13 protein-coding genes are annotated in these 16922 nt (G+C 58.9%); 5 read left to right on the top strand and 8 right to left on the bottom strand.

Going from position 1 to position 16922, the window contains the following annotated elements:
• Nucleotides 1–261 precede the first annotated feature (261 nt).
• The 3 genes from LEP6406_RS0200070 to LEP6406_RS0200060 form a co-directional block, all read right to left on the bottom strand.
• Entirely contained in the window at nucleotides 262–1746 is a 1485-nt protein-coding gene (locus LEP6406_RS0200070) for a M16 family metallopeptidase (RefSeq protein ID WP_008316432.1), read from the bottom strand.
• A gap of 395 nt (nucleotides 1747–2141) precedes the next feature.
• Nucleotides 2142–2714, bottom strand: a complete 573-nt coding sequence (scpB, locus tag LEP6406_RS25985; RefSeq protein WP_008316430.1) for an SMC-Scp complex subunit ScpB — start codon at nucleotides 2712–2714, stop codon at nucleotides 2142–2144.
• Between the two features lie 19 nt (nucleotides 2715–2733).
• On the bottom strand, nucleotides 2734–3585 hold the full coding sequence (locus LEP6406_RS0200060; RefSeq protein WP_008316427.1) for a daunorubicin resistance protein DrrA family ABC transporter ATP-binding protein: 852 nt from the start codon (nucleotides 3583–3585) through the stop codon (nucleotides 2734–2736).
• A gap of 129 nt (nucleotides 3586–3714) precedes the next feature.
• On the opposite strand from LEP6406_RS0200060, the gene LEP6406_RS0200055 reads away from it, so the two are divergent.
• The 3 genes from LEP6406_RS0200055 to LEP6406_RS0200045 all read left to right on the top strand — a co-directional run bounded on the left by LEP6406_RS0200055 (nucleotide 3715) and on the right by LEP6406_RS0200045 (nucleotide 6212).
• Nucleotides 3715–4026 carry a hypothetical protein gene (locus tag LEP6406_RS0200055; RefSeq protein ID WP_008316425.1) on the top strand — a complete coding sequence of 104 codons (312 nt, stop codon included), beginning with the start codon at nucleotides 3715–3717 and terminating at the stop codon, nucleotides 4024–4026.
• Between the two features lie 227 nt (nucleotides 4027–4253).
• Nucleotides 4254–4790: an Npun_F5560 family protein gene (locus LEP6406_RS0200050; RefSeq protein ID WP_008316423.1), complete on the top strand. Its 537-nt coding sequence runs from the start codon at nucleotides 4254–4256 to the stop codon at nucleotides 4788–4790.
• Nucleotides 4791–5213: 423 nt separating this feature from the next.
• A complete protein-coding gene (locus LEP6406_RS0200045) occupies nucleotides 5214–6212 on the top strand; it encodes an IS110 family RNA-guided transposase (RefSeq protein ID WP_027268693.1) in 999 nt (332 codons plus the stop codon).
• 57 nt (nucleotides 6213–6269) lie between these two features.
• Here the strand turns inward: LEP6406_RS0200045 and LEP6406_RS29850 are convergent, their stop codons facing one another.
• On the bottom strand, nucleotides 6270–7331 hold the full coding sequence (locus LEP6406_RS29850) for an S-layer homology domain-containing protein (RefSeq protein ID WP_008308485.1): 1062 nt from the start codon (nucleotides 7329–7331) through the stop codon (nucleotides 6270–6272).
• A 170-nt stretch (nucleotides 7332–7501) separates the two neighbouring features.
• Here LEP6406_RS29850 and LEP6406_RS25975 point away from each other — a divergent pair, with 170 nt between their 5' ends.
• Both LEP6406_RS25975 and LEP6406_RS0200030 read left to right on the top strand, forming a co-directional pair.
• Complete coding sequence (locus LEP6406_RS25975; RefSeq protein ID WP_008308486.1) at nucleotides 7502–8206, top strand: hypothetical protein; 705 nt, start codon at nucleotides 7502–7504, stop codon at nucleotides 8204–8206.
• A gap of 271 nt (nucleotides 8207–8477) precedes the next feature.
• Nucleotides 8478–10685 carry a thioredoxin domain-containing protein gene (locus LEP6406_RS0200030; RefSeq protein WP_008308489.1) on the top strand — a complete coding sequence of 736 codons (2208 nt, stop codon included), beginning with the start codon at nucleotides 8478–8480 and terminating at the stop codon, nucleotides 10683–10685.
• On the opposite strand, the gene LEP6406_RS0200025 is transcribed toward LEP6406_RS0200030, so the two are convergent.
• The 4 genes from LEP6406_RS0200025 to LEP6406_RS0200010 all read right to left on the bottom strand — a co-directional run bounded on the left by LEP6406_RS0200025 (nucleotide 10657) and on the right by LEP6406_RS0200010 (nucleotide 16527).
• A complete protein-coding gene (locus LEP6406_RS0200025; protein WP_008308491.1) occupies nucleotides 10657–11220 on the bottom strand; it encodes a plasmid pRiA4b ORF-3 family protein in 564 nt (187 codons plus the stop codon). The two genes, LEP6406_RS0200030 and LEP6406_RS0200025, sit on opposite strands and share 29 nt — an antisense overlap.
• A 6-nt stretch (nucleotides 11221–11226) precedes the next feature.
• On the bottom strand, nucleotides 11227–12636 hold the full coding sequence (locus LEP6406_RS25970; protein ID WP_008308493.1) for an LCP family protein: 1410 nt from the start codon (nucleotides 12634–12636) through the stop codon (nucleotides 11227–11229).
• Between the two features lie 211 nt (nucleotides 12637–12847).
• Nucleotides 12848–15061 carry a hypothetical protein gene (locus tag LEP6406_RS0200015; protein ID WP_155834594.1) on the bottom strand — a complete coding sequence of 738 codons (2214 nt, stop codon included), beginning with the start codon at nucleotides 15059–15061 and terminating at the stop codon, nucleotides 12848–12850.
• Nucleotides 15062–15312: 251 nt separating this feature from the next.
• Entirely contained in the window at nucleotides 15313–16527 is a 1215-nt protein-coding gene (locus LEP6406_RS0200010) for a glycosyltransferase family 4 protein (RefSeq protein WP_008308499.1), read from the bottom strand.
• Between the last annotated feature and the right edge of the window lie 395 nt (nucleotides 16528–16922).

Genomic DNA, 16922 nt, shown 5'->3' with positions numbered 1-16922 from the left:
CCGTTGCTCCCTAGGGGAGCCGCTAACGCGAACAGGGAACTGGATGTCTGTATGGAGACAACGACTTAGCAGGCTTTTCAGCTTGTTTTAAGACATAACCTTCCAAGTCGTGTTAGGGAGTGGGTGCAGGCCGACGATGCGTTACGGCTTTGCCTAACAGCATCCTACAACTCATTTTTCTATGCCCACCTACTTAAGCTCCGGTTCCTGGTTCCCAGGCTCTGCCTGGGAATCCTCACCGAGGCTCTGCCTCGTCGTTACTTAAGCCCCGGTCGTGGGGATGGTGATATCCACGGGGGTTACTGTGCCATCAGGCGTGAGGGTCGAGAGGGGGGGCTGAATTTCGGCTCCGTTCCCTACCACTAGCACGACTAGATCCTCCGGTCGGATCTGGGCCTGGGCGGCTCGCAGGACATCTGCCGTTGTGGTGTCTGACACTGCCTGTCGGAACTGGAAGACAAAGTCTTCTGGGTAGCCGTAGTACTCGTAGCGGATCAAGCGGGAGAGGGTTTGGCTGGGGTTCTGGAAGTTGAAGACAAAACTATTTAGCACTGAATCCTTGGCCCGATCCAGTTCTTCCTGGGTGATGGGGGTGGTGCGAACGGTATTCAGCTCGTCCTTGACCGCCTGGATGAAGGGGACTGTGGCCTGCGATCGCGTTTGTCCGCCACCGATGAACAGCCCTGGATAGTCAAACCGAGCCGACCAGTAGGCATAGACGACATAGGCCAATCCTTGGCGCGATCGCACTTCATTGAACAAGCGTCCCCCAAAGCCATTCAGCACCTCATTCAGCACCGCCATAGCTGGATGGGCAGAGGAATTAAGCTGCCCACCCACATGGCCAATCTGCACATAGCTCTGGGTGAGTTGGGGTTGGTCTACGAAAAAGAGGCCCGTCTGCGCCTGCTGGGCTGTGGGGGTGGGGGGCAAGGTGGGGGTGTTTGCCGGAGACCGCCAGTCGTCAAACACGGTTGCAATCATTGCCTTCATCTGGGCCGGATCAAAGTCCCCGACAATCCCGAGAATAGTCTGATCGGGGCGCACAGAGGCTTGGCAAAACGATGCTATGTCATCCCGACTGATGGCATTCAGGGTGGCATATTCCACGGTGCGGGCGTAGGCGCTATCGGCACCATAGACCAGTTTTCTAAATTCCCGAGAGGCAATCGCGTCAGGGTCATCATTGCGGCGCTCAATGCCCCCCCGATACTGGGTTTTGAGCAGATCAATTTTGTCCTGGGCAAAGGCGGGGTGTTGCAGCACATCAGCAAAGAGGGCAAAGACCTCCCCCATATCCTCTGTCAGGGTGCTGAAGCTGGCGCTGCCCACGTCTGTATCGATGCTGGTCTCTACGGCGGCGGCTCGCTGCTCTAGGCGCTGGTTGAGGTCATCGGCGCTGTAACTGTCGGTGCCCCCCAGACGCATGGCTTGTCCTGTGAGACTGCCTAGCCCGGTGCGATCGCGGTCCACTAGACGCTCCCCAGTGCGGAAGGTGGCGCTGCCGCTCACCAAGGGCAGCTCATGATCCTCCATCAGGTAGACCACTAGGCCATTGTCCAACTCGTAGCGCTCAAAGTCGGGGATCTGGATGTCCCTGAGGGGGGGAAAGGTGAGATCAGTATAGTGACGAGCGGGGACAGCGGCGGCAGGGGACTGCCACCCCAAGACTAGGGTAAGGGCCAGCACGATTGCCCCTAGACAACCCAGGAGAACACGACGGCGGCGGGGAAAGATCAATGACATGGACGAAGAGATGCCTGTACAGCAAGACCAGCTTTTACCATGCTGACTCTAGCGCATCTCCCTGGTTACTTTGTTGGGGGATGGGGAGTGGGGGGTGTAAGGGTATGAGGGTGTTGGGGACCGGAAGTTGTGAGTTTTGAGTTGCTTGGGTAGGGGCGCGGTTTCCGCGCCCAATGCAGAATGTTGCCGTAGGGGCGATCCCTTGCCTTGGCTGTGCTCAAGGAACCTCCGCCTAACATCCCCTCTTGGGAGGGGTGCCCGAAGGGCGGGGTGGGTCACGGGTATGAGGGTGAGGGGACAGGGGACAGGGGACAGGGGACAGGAATTTTGAATTAAATATCCCGTGGGGGCGCGGTGCCCGCGCCCAATGCTCAAAACCTGCCCTGCTGAGTTACTCAAGCTTCGGGGGCATCCGTAGTTGCAGCAGCGTCAGTTTCAGGAGACTCCTTCGCTTCAGGGGTTTCCGGCGGGGCGGGGGGCGTCTTGGGGTCGCGACGGGTGAGGGCGGGAAGTTGGTCGATCTCGAAATGCTGGTGAAACTTATTGGTCACCTGGAGCCAAAAAGAGCGGCCATCGGACTGGCGACGTTTGCTGACAAAGCCCAGTTGCACCAGCTCTTGCACATGCTGATAGACGCCGGACCCCCGTAGATCAACTAGGTCCGTTTGGCTGATCGGTCCCCGCAGCGCGATCGCGGCTAGGGTCCGTAGCGCCCCCACCCCGAGGTCCAGGGGAATGAGGGTATCCACCAGGTGTTTGAACCCTGTCTTGAGCTGGAGGCAGTAGCCCTCCTTGGTTTCGGCCAATTCCAGTGCCCCGTCCCGGTGGGCGTAGTCGTTCATCAGCTCCATTAGCCCTTCTTCTGCCATCTCGCGATCGCACCCGGCATATTCTGCGATGCGGGCGATGGGCAATGGCCGACCCTTCAGGTAGAGAATAGCTTCGATCAAACTCGCCAGTTGCGGCATAGGGACGTTGCAGAAAGACCTAGTCTAGATTGCGACCCGTCAGTTCTACAAAGATATCCTCCAAGTTTGTGGGGCGAGTCATCATGCCAGTTTTATCTGGCTGTTGCTCCAGGTACTGATTGGCCTCTTGCAACGTGGGGAAAAACTTATAGGTCCAGCGATCGCCCTGCTGGGTCATGACCAGTCCCTCCCCGTGCTTGTAGCGGAGTTCTGTCAGCGTCCCAATTTCAATCAATTGGCCTTGATCGAGGATGCCCACCCGATTGCACAGGTACTCTACCTCCTCCATATAGTGGGTAGTCAGCAGTATGGTCATGCCTTGCTGGTTTAGGCTCTGAATAATCTCCCACAACCGTCGCCGGGTTTGGGGATCTAGTCCCACCGTGGGCTCATCCAAAAACAGAATTCGGGGCTCATGGAGCAGAGCACGGGCAATTTGCAGCCGTCGCTTCATCCCCCCCGATAGGGTCTTGACCTTATCTAGCCGGCGATCGCTGAGTTCTACAAAATCTAGCCACTGGGTAATGCGCCGCTGCCGCTGGAGTTTGGGAATGTGGTGCATCCGACCATGGAGCTCCATGTTTTCCCACACCGAGAGGTCGCCATCCACGCTGGTTTGTTGCAGTACGACCCCAATTTCCCGCCGCACCTCTGTGGCTTGGCGCTGAACATCGTATCCGGCGACGACAAGATGCCCTTCGGAAGGAGAGGTTAAGGTCGTTAGCATCCGAATTGTCGTGGACTTCCCAGCTCCATTGGGTCCCAACAGCCCAAAGATTTCCCCCGCCTGGATATTGAGGGAAAGATTATTCACCACCGGAATATTGTCGTAGACCTTGTGGACGTTTTGAATCGAAACTGCCGCTGCCATAGACGCCACTCGTACTTCTCCGGAACTCAGCCGGATCTAGAAAGGCCACACTGCTGATACCCAGAGCATCAAGCCGTGTTTCGATCCTAAACTGAAATCCTGCTATAACCGCCACCTATCGATATCTCCATGCGTTGTCGCCTTGATGCCCCTGTGCTCTTTGTCCACCGGGATGATGTGCCTCCCTATAAAAAAACGGGTTCCACCGTTCGCAACAGCTACTTTTGGGCACTGCGGGCTATTGCTGATGATGCTCGTCGTTATGACGACTGGGCCTTTGATGAGGTGGTGTGGGTAGCCCTGGAGCGAATGCTGACTGCCTTTGCGATGTCGGGCTATCTGGGCTATCGGGAAACCCTGTTGGAGTTTCCGCCCGCCGATAGGATTCCTGAGGCGCTGCGTCCGGTGAGCACTTGGGGCGAGGAGGATGCCTGGGTCTGACCCAGATTCTCACTTAGCAGGGGTTGTTGCGTGGGTTGAGGTCTGAGGGAAAGGGAAGCATAGTTGAAGATTGGGGCGTTTTTCTGGATTTTGCTTACAAATTTACCTATTACAAGTGCCACTTGTGATAGGCGATGCTAAAGTATCACCAGCAAAAGCCTGATCAGGTGTGCACTAGCGAGTTTCAGCCCTGACCCCGCCCTAGTTTTGAACTTTGGAGTAGCGTCGTGACGCAGTTGGCAACCCCGTCCTCATCGGTCACCCAAGCCGAGGTGGCGCGCCTGCAAGAAGAATTGCAGATGCGCGATGAGCTAGTGCAGCAACTTTCCCAGGAACTTTTTCGCTTGGTGAAGGGCAATACCGGCTTTATGCCGACCCCCCAGATGTCGGAGCAGCACCAAGCCGAGGTGCGGGCGCTACGGGAACAACTCCGAGGGGTGGAGCAACAGGTCGCCTTCTATCAAAATCAGCTTGAAGAGCGTAATACTGAAACGGTGCAATTACGGCAGACGGTTCAGGAACTAAGCGATCGCACCCGTATGTTGGAGCAGGTGGTGCAGGAACTCCCCAAGGTCTATCGCCAGAAATTTGCCGAGCGCATGGATACCGTGCGCCAGCGGGTTTCCCATCTTCAGCGAGAAAATCGCCAGCTTCAGTCGGAGTTGCAGAGTGTGAGCTATCGGCTGGCGGTGCGGACTCGCCGCACTCAGCAGCTCGATTTGCCCAGTTTTTCCGATGTCAGCTTGCCTAGCTTCGGCAGCTAAGGGACTTGCCGATCCATCGTGGTACACCTTGGCCCCTCACCCTAGCCCTCTCCCCGTGGGAGAGGGGACCAGAAAATGTTGGGCTGGTGCGGCAGAACAATAAGTCCTCGTAGGTTGGGTGAAACGAAGGATCACCCAACAGCGGTGGGCTATGTTGGGTTCCGCTAGCGCTGCACCCAACCTTGTATGTAAGCGGCCTGCCATCGAGAGTTATTTTGGAAGCAGACCGTCAGGGGAGAACTCCGAACCCAACCCCAAGCCTTCAAGCTTGTTTCGTAGATTCATTGAGCCTCCCCCCTCCCCCAAGGGCATCGCCAATCAGCCTGGACAGTATCATGAGCGGCCCGACTGGGCACCTCGAATTTAGCAAGGATAGTGCGATTGTTGAGCCCCTGCCAACCTCTATTCTCTGGAGCCAGTCCAATGAGTACAGCCCCCATCATCTTCCTCGGTATTGATATCAGCAAAGCCACCTTTGACGTAGCTTTACTGAGTGGTGGTAAGCGTAATGGCAAATCCTCTAAACACGCCAAGTTTGACAACACCCCCAGCGGCTTTGAGCAGTTGAGCCATTGGCTCCAAGGGAATGCTCTCGGGGCAATTCATGCCTGTCTGGAGGCGACCAACATCTATGGCCATGACTTAGCTACCTATCTCCATGAGCAGGGCCACCAGGTCAGTATCGTCAACCCAGCCCGCATCAAGGGGTATGCCAAAAGTCAACTCAGCCGCACCAAGAACGATGCCGCTGATGCCGCCCTGATTGCCCGCTTTTGTCGAGATATCCAGCCCAGTCTGTGGCATCCCACGCCAGCGGCGATCGCCCAGCTCCAGAGCCTCACCCGCCGTCTGAAGGCGCTGGAGCAGATGCTCACCCAAGAGAAAAATCGCCTTGAGCTCTGTCGTGACTCGGAACTGAGAACGGATATTGAGGCCCATATCGAGTTTCTCGAAAAACAGGCTAAGGCTCTCAAGGAGCGCTGCCAGCAGCATATTCAAGGGGAGGAATCGTTGGCGGAGCCCTGCCGCTTGTTGACCTCCATTACTGGCATTGCTGAACATAGCGCTAGCATTATCCTGGCGGAAATTGGCTCGATTAAGGTCTTTGGCTCTGCCGCTCAACTGGCGGCTTTTGCTGGGTTGACTCCCCAGGAGCATCAGTCTGGCTCTTCTATCAATGGCAAGGCGCGGTTGTGCAAAATTGGCAATGCCCATCTGCGCGAAGCTCTTTTTTTCCCAGCGCTGAGTCTGATGCGTCATTGCCCTGAGGTCAGAGCTTTTCGCCAACGGCTCTTGGACAATGGCAAGCACAAGATGGCGGTGGTGGGGGCGGTGATGCACAAGCTCATTCGTGTGATCTATGCGGTCTTGTCCTCTGGACAGGAATTTGACCCCAAAAAGCTAGCGCCTCAGCAGTCTTGACCCTAAGGCGCTAACACAGTATCTACCAATTGAGGCTTGACAGAGCACTAGGCATCATTAATCCAGGGGGGGCACCTCCCCTAGGTAGACCAGGGCTTGGTATAGCATTGCCGCCACCTCAGCCCGAGTGGCGGGACGATTGGGGGCAAGGGGGCGTCCCGGTTCCGGGTTCACCAAGTTAGCCGCGATCGCAGATGCAGCCTGTTGACGTGCCCAAGCCGGAACCTGCTCTTGATCGGGGTGGGCTTGCAAGATGATTTCCGGGCGGCTTTGGACCGGCATCTGGAGTCCCGCCGCGATCGCGGCCATCACCTGGACCCGAGGCACCGTCTCCTCCGGCTGAAAGACACCACCGGGGTAGCCACTCATAAAGCCCTGGGCCACCGTCTGGTTGATGCTGGTTTCCGCCCAATAGTCGGCGGCGAGATCTTGAAAAGACAGGGGTGCCCGCTGGGACGGGAGGGTGTCAAAGGCTTGGGCCAACTGGGCGGCGAACTGGGCTCGGGTCAAGGGCTGGTCGGGGCCATAGGTGCCATCGGGAAATCCCGCCAAAATCCCCCGCGCCGTCAGACCATCGATATAGCCCTTTGCCCAATGGTCCTCCGGCAAATCGGAAAATACCAAGGGGGGCTGAACCGCTCCCATGCCATCTCCAGTGGTTTGAGCCTCAGCGGGCACTGGGATCTCGGGCTGGGGCACCATCAGGGGGGCGACAGCCGCCGTTCCCGCTACCGTTCCAGTCGTTGGGGGAACCAGGGCTGGAAATGCCCGCTGACCCAAGGCGGCACCGGAGCCAATAACAGCCCCATCGGGGGCCGTAGTGGGTCTTCGCAGTACCTGAAAGCGGGATAAACCACTGACGAAGGGCTGATCGGCTTCAGCTTCAACCCTAGTTTCCACCCTTGGCTGGTTTCTGCTTTCCCCGGAATCGGATTGTTCTCGACGCTCTGACAGAGCAGCAGGAGCATCCCCCGCCCCAGTTCCCATCCAGAGACGAGATGGGGGAGACTTCACCAATACCCAGGCGGTGAGGCTGCCGAGGATGCCTAGGGCCAAGACCACAGCAATCCATTCATCATCGCGATTGGGACTGGGTGGGGGAGAGGGGGAAAAAGACACGGGAAATAGGGGCTAAGAGAGCTAGAGATGAGTCGTTGACGACATTTTTACAGATTATGGGGGCGCTAGACTGTTACTCGTTCCCCCAGTACGGTCGCCAAACAGCAGGTTTTTCTGCTTTGATGGCCATTGCGGGAAATGTGACTCACCTGTAGATGCCCCAATTCCCTATGAGACGTAATCACTGGATTAGTGCGATCGCGCTGACGGCAGGGCTACTAGCGAGCTTCGGCGTAGTGAGTAGTCGGCCCGAGGGTCATCGCCTTCGCAGTGGCACTCCTGAGGCCACGGCCCGCACCCCTATGCGGTACACCCTACAACTGCTGCGGATTGCTGCCGAACCTCTGGCCTATCTACCTGTGATGGAGCAGGCAGTGGCCGCTACCCTGCCCACGATACTGGCGGACGGCTCTCTGCTAGAGGAAGCTGAGGTCACCCTTACCCGCCTCGGTCCCCTGCGGATTGGCATGACGGTGGAGGAAGGGGCCGATGCCCTAGGTTTACCCCTGGTGCCCTTGGGGGCCAATGCCGGGGGGGATTGCGCCTACTACCAGCCCAATGTCAGGAATGCCGCGATTGGCTTAATGGTGGTGGATAACCGGATTATTCGCATTGATCTGTGGGAAGGTAGCCCCATCACTACCGCCAGCGGCCTCAAAATCGGCTCCACTGAGGCGGAGGTGTTAGAGCTCTATCCCAATCAAATAGAGATCACGCCCAATCCCTACACCGAGGGTCACGTCTTGACCTTTACCCCCGTGGATGCGGATCTCAAACTCTATCGCTTTGTGTTTGAAACCGATGGGTCGGGAAAGGTGATCCAGTACCGGGCGGGACAGTTTCCAGCGGTGACTTGGCCGGATGGTTGCGCCTAAACGCTAAAGGCTGTGGACAATCAAAGCCAGGTTCCTGAGAACCGAATTCTTTTGTAGGATGTGTATAGCCTGCGGCATGGCTGCGCTAAAGCGACAGCGTAACGCATCGACTTCAAGGGTTATGATGCGTTACGGCTACCGCCTAACACATCCTACAAAAGCCAATCTTATTTAATTCTCATTTCTTAAGCCCCTTGTTCGTTCCAGGCTTTGAAACGTCCTAACGATAGTCTAAATGTGACCTGCCTTCTGCCTTTCGATACTAGTTCCCATGGCGAATCACCTTGCTGACTCCCGCAGCCTCTACCTGCGGAAACATGCGGAAAATCCCATCGACTGGTGGCCCTGGTGTGACGAGGCCATCACCTTGGCCCGCCGGGAGCAACGGCCCATTTTCCTTTCCGTAGGCTACTCTAGCTGCCACTGGTGCACGGTGATGGAGGGGGAGGCGTTTTCCGATGCCGCGATCGCGGCCTACATGAACGCCCAGTTTGTCCCCATCAAAGTAGACCGGGAAGAACGCCCCGATCTGGACAGCATCTACATGCAGGCGCTCCAGATGATGACGGGCCACGGCGGCTGGCCCCTAAATATTTTCCTCGCCCCCGATGACCTTGTACCCTTCTACGGCGGCACCTACTTTCCGGTGGAGCCCAAATATGGCCGTCCCGGTTTTCTGCAAGTCCTCCAAGCCCTGCGGCGGTTCTACGACACGGAACCGGAAAAAGTGGGGGCAGTGAAAGGGGAAATTCTAGAGACCCTGCACCAGGGCACTGTGCTGGGGACAACGGGGCTGCTGACTTCGGAACTGCTCCTGCGGGGGCTAGAGGAAAGTGCCCGTATCCTGATTCCTCGCGATCAGGGGACCTGCTTTCCCATGATTCCCTACGCCAGCACCGCCCTGCGGAGCCTTCGTTTTGCTCCCACGGCGGATGGCCTCAGAGATGTTTCTGCCCTCTGTCAGCAGCGAGGCTTGGCCCTGGCCCTGGGGGGCATCTTTGACCAGGTGGCCGGGGGCTTTCATCGCTACACCGTGGATCCCACCTGGACCGTGCCCCATTTCGAGAAAATGCTCTACGACAATGGGCAGATTGTGGAGTACCTAGCGGATCTCTGGAGCGCGGGCTATCGGGAACCCGCCTTTGACCGGGCGATCCACCAGACAGTGCAGTGGCTCCAGCGGGAGATGACCGCCCCCGCTGGATATTTCTACGCCGCCCAGGATGCCGACAGCTTCACCACCGCCACGGAGGCGGAACCGGAGGAGGGGGCGTTTTATGTCTGGACCTATGGGGAACTGGCGGCGGCACTGACACCGGCGGAACTGGTGGCCCTGACGGAGCAGTTTACGGTGACGCCAGCGGGGAACTTTGAGGGCAAAATCGTCCTGCAACGGCGTATCCCTGGGGTTTTAAATGCAGCGCTAGAGGGAACTTTGGCAAAGCTCTTTGCAATCCGCTATGGTCAACCCCCGGATACCCTGGAGACCTTCCCCCCCGCTCGCAATAATGGGGAGGCCAAGGGGCAATCCTGGCCAGGACGGATCCCTGCTGTCACCGACACGAAGCTGATCGTGGCCTGGAATAGTCTGATGATTTCCGGACTGGCACGGGCAGCGGCGGTGATGGGTCAGCAGGACGATGGCCAGCAAGATTATGGTCAGCAGGATTATGGTGAGATGGTTGGCGTAACCAGCCCCAGGGGGCTAGACCAGCCTCCATGGGTCATCGCGGTTCGCGCCGCTGAGTTTATCCTCCAGCATCAATGGCGGGGCGGGCCAGATCAGGGCGGTCCAGGACAAGATAGGCAATTCCAGCGCCTCAACTACGATGGCGAACCCGCCGTCCCCGCTCAGTCAGAGGATTACGCCCTATTTATCAAAGCCTTGCTGGATCTGCATCAGGCGGCTTTGGCATGGCCGGGGGGGGCGTTGGGCCGTGCTGCTGACTGGCTCGCCCAAGCCCAACGCTTGCAAGCGGAATTTGACCAAGCCCTGTGGGCTCCGGCGGGGGGCTATTACAACACCGTTGCCAGGGGAGATCTACTGGTGCAGGAGCGCAGCTACCAGGACAATGCCACGCCAGCGGCAAATGGAATTGCGATCGCAAATCTAGTGCGCCTATCCCTGCTGACAGCGGACCTGACCTACCGCGATCGCGCCGACCAAGCCCTGCAAGCCTTTAGCAGCATCATGGAGCAGATGCCCCGTGCCTGCCCCAGTCTCTTTGCCGCCCTGGATTGGTTTCACCACGGCACCCTCGTTCGCACCAGAGCCGACCAGATCCCCGTTCTGCTCCAGCAGTACTGTCCCACCGCCGTCTTTCAACTCGACCCCGACCTGCCCCCCGACACCGTGGGCCTCGTCTGTGAGGGGTTGTTCTGTAAAGAACCCGCCCGCAGTTGGGAGCAACTTCAGGCCCAGCTTCAGGTTAGCCAACGCCGAGGAATGCCTACCCCACCGCCCCCAGGCGCTGATTAGCCCCAGAACGATCGAACTTATCCGGGTCGAAATCCAACCCAATCCAGTTCAACAACATCTCGTACTCTGGATCTTCGGGGTCAGCGAGGCGCTCCAGAAGCTCTCCATAGCCCCATACCCCACCACTGCCCTCGGGTGGACAAGCCATTTCCCCCTCCAAGCAGTGGGCGACAATAGGCTGATCCCTCCCCTCTGTCACCGCCTCCAAGCGCAACACATGGAGCCAGCCACTCTGGAAATCGTAGGTGTAGGTGAGATCATCCGGCGGGGCGAGGCCCAGATCGGCAAGGGTGACCTGGGTGACATCCTGTGGGGTTGCAGCGGTGGCTCTAGCGGGCGCAACCCCCGGCAATGCATAGGTCTGTCGGCGATATTGGAACCGATAGGCGTGACAGTCTTGCCACCCCATCACCGCCTGAATCACCCCATGAAATTGGGCCAGAGTGACGGAACTGCTGACCTGAAACCGTCGCCAGATCGGCGGTTCACTGTCCGCCACCGTAATGTGCCAATGCCAAAGTTGGTTAGAAGTCATTGGGCCTTACAAGCCCTGGAAACTAGAGCGGGTTCCGTACTCATCTAGCCAGTCTCGTCCCAGTTGAATCGTGATATCCGAGGCCAGTACCCCGGTGCTTTCCACCCGCACTTCTCCCACCCCGAGAAACCGCTGTAGGGTTTCGGCACTGGCCTGATCACCGCTCTGGGCCACGATGCGGGTAATGGGGAGATCCTGATCCCACTCCCGATCCACATAGACGTTGTAGTAGCCGCTCTCCTCTAGGGTGGTGAGGAGATTGTCGAGGGCAGCGGGGTCTCCGGTGCTGTCCTGGATGGCTACCCGCAGATAGGCTGGGTCTTCAGACGCAGCCACCTGCTGGGTGCCATAGCTAAAGTGGCGAGCCACCATGGCATCAATGGCTCGGAGGTTGGGTAACCAGTAGCTCAGCTCAAACTGGGTGGGGTCGCTAAAATCCCCTGGTAGCATCAACATCTGCACATTGGAGCCGCTGGTCTGGGCTGCAAAGCCCGTCAGGGCCAGCAACTCCTCCACATTCAGGTTGGTGTCCACATGGGACTGGATCACGGACAGAATTTTCGGCAGGCGGCTAATGGTGGCGGGGTTGAGGCTCTGCTCAATGATGGCCCGCATCAACATTTGCTGGCGTTGGACGCGGCCAATGTCTCCCTTGGCGTCATAGCGAAACCGGAGGAATTGGAGGGCTTGATCGCCATCGAGTTTTTGCTCCCCTGCCTTGAGGTTGATGTAGAGGCGCTGACTGTCATCCTGGTAGCGCATGTCTTGAGGGACATTCACCGTAACGCCCCCGAGGGCATCCACTAGCGTCTCTACCCCTTGGACATTAATGCGTACATAGCGATCGATGGCCACCCCATTCAGCAACTCGCTAACGGATCGTGCTGCTAGGGCTGGCCCCCCGTAGGCATTGGCCTCATTCAACTTGGTGAGTTCTCCGGAAACCCAGGTGCGGGTATCGCGGGGTAGGGACAGAACCACGAGCTGATTATTGTGGGGGTTAAACCGTACCAGGAGCATCGTGTCCGATAGCCCCTCGAAGGAGTTGACAAGGGCGTGGTAGCGCAGATTACGCACCTCAGGGGGCGGATCGTTGACATCGGTGCTCAATACCTTCAGTCCCAGCACCAAAATATTGACGGGACGGGTCAGGCGCGGTACCCGCAGATTGCCCCCGGCGGTAATGGGATCGCTGTTGTTGAAGGCTCCCTCATCCTCCTGGGAGAGTTGGGATTGCATCAGGGGGGTGCTGCCCAGGGAGACCGCGAGGAAGGCTCCTCCCGCCGCTGAAGCACTGGCCACCCCCACTAGGGCTACCCCTATCCCCAACCAGCGAGGAACGCGAAATCGCCGAGTCGGCTTGCTGCTGGTGGGGCGGAGGGGCTCTGGGGACTGGGGATGACGGGAACTAGACACGGGTGACCTCAGGACAGATTCGGGCGGGAGGTGGCGCGAATAGGCGCGGTGTAGGTGGGCGCTGAAAGCGTGTTGTTAGCACCATCCAGGGCCAGTGGGTGATGTCCGGGAGGAATCCTGGGGATAAACACGTGTATTGATTGTATTGACGAATTTCAAGATTGCCAGAAATTTCCCAGACAATTTCTGACATTACTCAAAACTCAAATCGCTACTCAAATCGCTGTTGTGGGATAGACCAGGCTCGGAATCCCGGCGGGCTACCGGATTCTACCAGGAGGACGCTGGAACCGCCGCTGATCCAGCCCGTTAGGGGGCGATCGGGAGAACCCTGGTATAGGATCTGACCCTCGGCGGTGAGAATGGCGGTGCCCTGTCCCGGCAGGGTCACGATCCGCTCTGGGGTGCCGTCTCCGGTGAGATCCGCCTGTCGCACTACACCATTGCCCCAGGGGGCGCGGTCTAGCTTTTCGTCAGGACTATTCGCCGCTAGTTGCCAGGTCGCTGCCAAGGGAATCAGCCAGGAACTGGTGGTTGCCCAGTCTAGGGTGGAGTCCCCTAGGGATTGCCCGCTGACGGCGGTGAGGGGCTGGAACTGTCCGCCTGCCAGGGCTAGCCATGGCCCGTTACCGACGGGGGGGCCGGTGGCTAGCAGGAGAAGCTGATTTCCCTGCCACTGGGCTGCCTGCACCGTCACGATCGTGCTGCTACCGTTACCTGTGACGGGCAGCAGTTCCAAGGACTGGGCTGGACCTAGCCGCTGCCACAGCGCCCCGAGGGTGGTGGGACTCGGGGCGGTGGTGGGGATGGCTACGGGTTGCCATTGTGGTGCGAGCAACTGGTGCTGAAGTTGAATCTGATACCAGCGCTGGCCTATGGGCAAGTTGGTTCCCGCTGTTTCGGGGAAGGGATGCCACTGATCTAGGGTTAGAGCGCTGAGTTCTTGGGCGGTGCCTGCCCAGGCGGTGGGGACTAGAGCGGTCGGGGTGTTCGCTGGATCCCTCTGGCTTGGGGTGGCCAAGCTCGCACGTCCTGGGTCATCAGAGGTCGGGGTGGCAAAACGGGCCGCGATCGCGCTGAACCGATCCTTCAGGGGCTTCCCATTGGCTGCTTGGGCCAACCACTGCTCCGCCGTGGCCTTATCCTCCTTGGCCAGTAGCAACAGCGCCCCCCAGAGACGGGCTGCATCCCGACGATGATCGACCCGCAGAGCAGCGGTCACCCGCCGCCACAGCCGCCCCGACTTGTCCCCCGCTAGCAGCGGCAGAATGCTCGTTCTCAGGCTTTCGCTGGGCTCCTGCAATTCCTGGAGAGCCTGCTCCCAGCGGCCATCGATGAGCAACGCCAAGAGCTTCTGGCTGGGTTGAGACCAGTTCCCCGTCGCTTGGGCCTGGGTGACACGGGCATGGAGGGCAACCAGTTGCAACTGCCGTTCCGTCTCGATGGACCATTGCTCTGGTCTACGCTTTTTGATGGCCTCCAGACGCTCTTGGGCCAGAGACCAGAGGCCATTTTGGGCCAGGTAGAGGGCGGTGTCGTAGTTTTGCCCCTCGGCTCCCTCTAGGGAGGACTCCAGTAGACTAATGCCGACCAATCGCTGGGAAATCAGGGCGGTACCGCCCCCGGCTAGGGCATAAACCCGGAACCCCGGCTCTAGTCCCACACTCTGATCCACCACCAGTTCTGGGGGACCAGAGTGGTCTAGGTTGATCCACAGGGGCCGTTGCCGATGGGGACTACTCCAAGTCAGTAGCGATCGCGCCCCCAACAGGCGGGGATCAATATGGACAACTTGACCGTAGAGGACGGGCTGCCCCCCCTGTTGCCAGCGTCCGGTCAGGGTCAGCCAGAGGCCAGGGAGATCCGGCTGGTCAAAGGGCTGGAGGTCCAGTAGCGGCAGTTCTCCCTGGGTGGGGGGCACTTCCACATCCGCCTGCACCAAGGGCGCAAGGACCGTTGCCAGGGTGGGGCTTTGGAGGACGAGCCGATCGAGTTGCTGAAATTCTCGCCCCTCGGGGGTCTGACGGTATTGGCCGTAGAGGCGCAATTCCACCAAGACTTCGCAGTCCCTCTGGCAGGGCGATCGCACGGTCCACACGGGCAGCAGCCACAGCCCCTGGAGGTAGGGATCGGGGCTCCAGGTGGTGAGGTCAATCCAGTCCCCTACTTGGTACCCCTGGGCTTCGATGTCTTGGTGAATCTGGGTCTGGATCTGGGGCTCAATCTCGCCCCAACTGGCTGCCGTTTGGGGTAAATAGCGGCCCAGCCAAGACGGGGGCTGGGGGCGCAGCAGCAGCACCAGGCTCAGCCAGAGCAGACTACTGACGGCTGAGATCGCAGCCGTCAGCCCCATACTCACCAGCAGAAATCGCACCAGTGCCCACCACCAAGCCTCTTGGGGACGGGTCTGTACCCACAGGCTCACCCCTCCTGGTGCCAGGCGTTGGGGCCGCGACGGCCCCTTGGGGCCAGCCCCGGACCATCGCAATCCCTTTAGAAATTTGAGGCTCTGGGGCATAGGAGCGGGAAGCGTCAAGAGGGTCGGTCGCTAGGGGCTGGGGACAATCCAAGCCAGATTCCTGGTTATGGGGCGGTTACAGCCCCTAGCTTGATTCAGTAGGGCGGGCGTGGTCATGCCTACCCCGCAAGGGTTTCCCCGTGAATTATCCCCACGCCCTAGCCAGTCAGCACCCGGTTATAGCAGTCACCTGCACGATCCCAGGTGAAATCGGTCTCAATCATAGTGCGCCCTTGGTGAGATAGGGCCGATCGCAGGGCTTCATCTTCAAACAAACGGCTAATGGCTGCCTCGTAGTCCGTTACCCTATTGGCCCGCAGCGCCCGCAGGGGCACATCAGGTCCGTCTACCGTCAGCCCCTCCAAACCGCGATCGCTGGCCACTACTGGAGCCCCCGCCGCCAGTGCCTCCAGGGTTTTGTTCTTAATGCCGTAGCCCGTCCGCATGGGAATCACCACCACCGTCGCCCGATGCAGGTAGTCCACCATGGAGGGCACCCGCCCGGTGACCGTGACCCCAGGGATCTCTGCCAATGCCTGTACCGCTGGCGTCGGTCGCGATCCCACCAGATCCAAGGTGGCTTGGGGATACCGGGCCTGCACCAGGGAAAAAATCTCCCGGCTCAGGAATGTCACCGCGTCAATGTTGGGAAGGTTGTCCATGGCCCCAATGAATACTAGGCGGTGGCCCCCTGGATCCTTCGGTCGCAGGGGGAACATCTCCAAATCCACCCCATTGGTGACGATGTGGACCGGACGATCGGGCCGTAGCGCTTGCATCTGCTGCTGATCCTCTGGTGTCGTCACCACTAAGTCGGTGAACTTGCCGCAGTACTGGGTTTCGTAGCGCTTCAGCAGGGACAGATTAATGCGATCGCGCCCCGGTCGCTCCGCTGTCCCTGTAGCAATCTGCTGGCGACAGGTGCCATAGACCGAACTGTGGATATTCACCACCCGCCGAGGGACTTGAGATCGCACCGCTGGTGTCACGTAGCGTTCATTCACAGCATGTTCGCAGGTAAGGGCCTCAAACCGCCCCGTGGCCACCTCCGCCTCAATCCAGTCCTGCATTTCCGGGGAATAGCTCGCCATCACACTGGGGGGCGTCCCGTCCAGCAAGAATCGGGCAAACCGCCCCCCCTTCCCCAGAAGCCCCCCTTCCCCAGCCCCCGTCGGCTTGGGAAACACCCGCAACTCCGCCACCCAATCCCCCAGAGCCTGGATCTGCTCCTCCGTGACATCCCCTTCCCGCTGGGTCACCAGGGTAATGGCATGGTCTTTCCGTAACGCCTTCAGCAGATTGAAGGTCCGCACCTGAGTTCCCCCACGACTGGGGGGATAGGGAAACGTCACCGACAGCATCAAGATCTTCATAGACTATTTATTCATGACCGCGTTCTGCACCTGGAAAGCTGTAAGCCAAACCGTTGGGCTAGTGGTCTGTCAAGTTTAAATTTGTAGGTTGGGTGCAGCGCTAGCGAAACCCAACATGGCCGACCGCTGTTGGGTTTCACTTCGTTCCACCCAACCTTGTATGTAAGCGGCCTGCCATCGAGAGTTATTTTGGAAGCAGACCGTCAGGGGAGAACTCCGAACCCAACCCCAAGCCTTCAAGCTTGTTTCGTAGATTCATTGAGCCTCCCCCCTCCCCCAAGGGCATCGCCAATCAGCCTGGACAGTATCATGAGCGGCCCGACTGGGCACCTCGAATTTAGCAAGGATAGTGCGATTGTTGAGCCCCTGCCAACCTCTATTCTCTGGAGCCAGTC

Origin of the sequence: Leptolyngbya sp. PCC 6406, from assembly GCF_000332095.2 — a bacterium.
Lineage (GTDB): Bacteria > Cyanobacteriota > Cyanobacteriia > Phormidesmidales > Phormidesmidaceae > PCC-6406.
The sequence above is the reverse complement of the archived record's forward strand: the minus strand, read 5'-3'. Positions and strand labels throughout refer to the sequence as shown.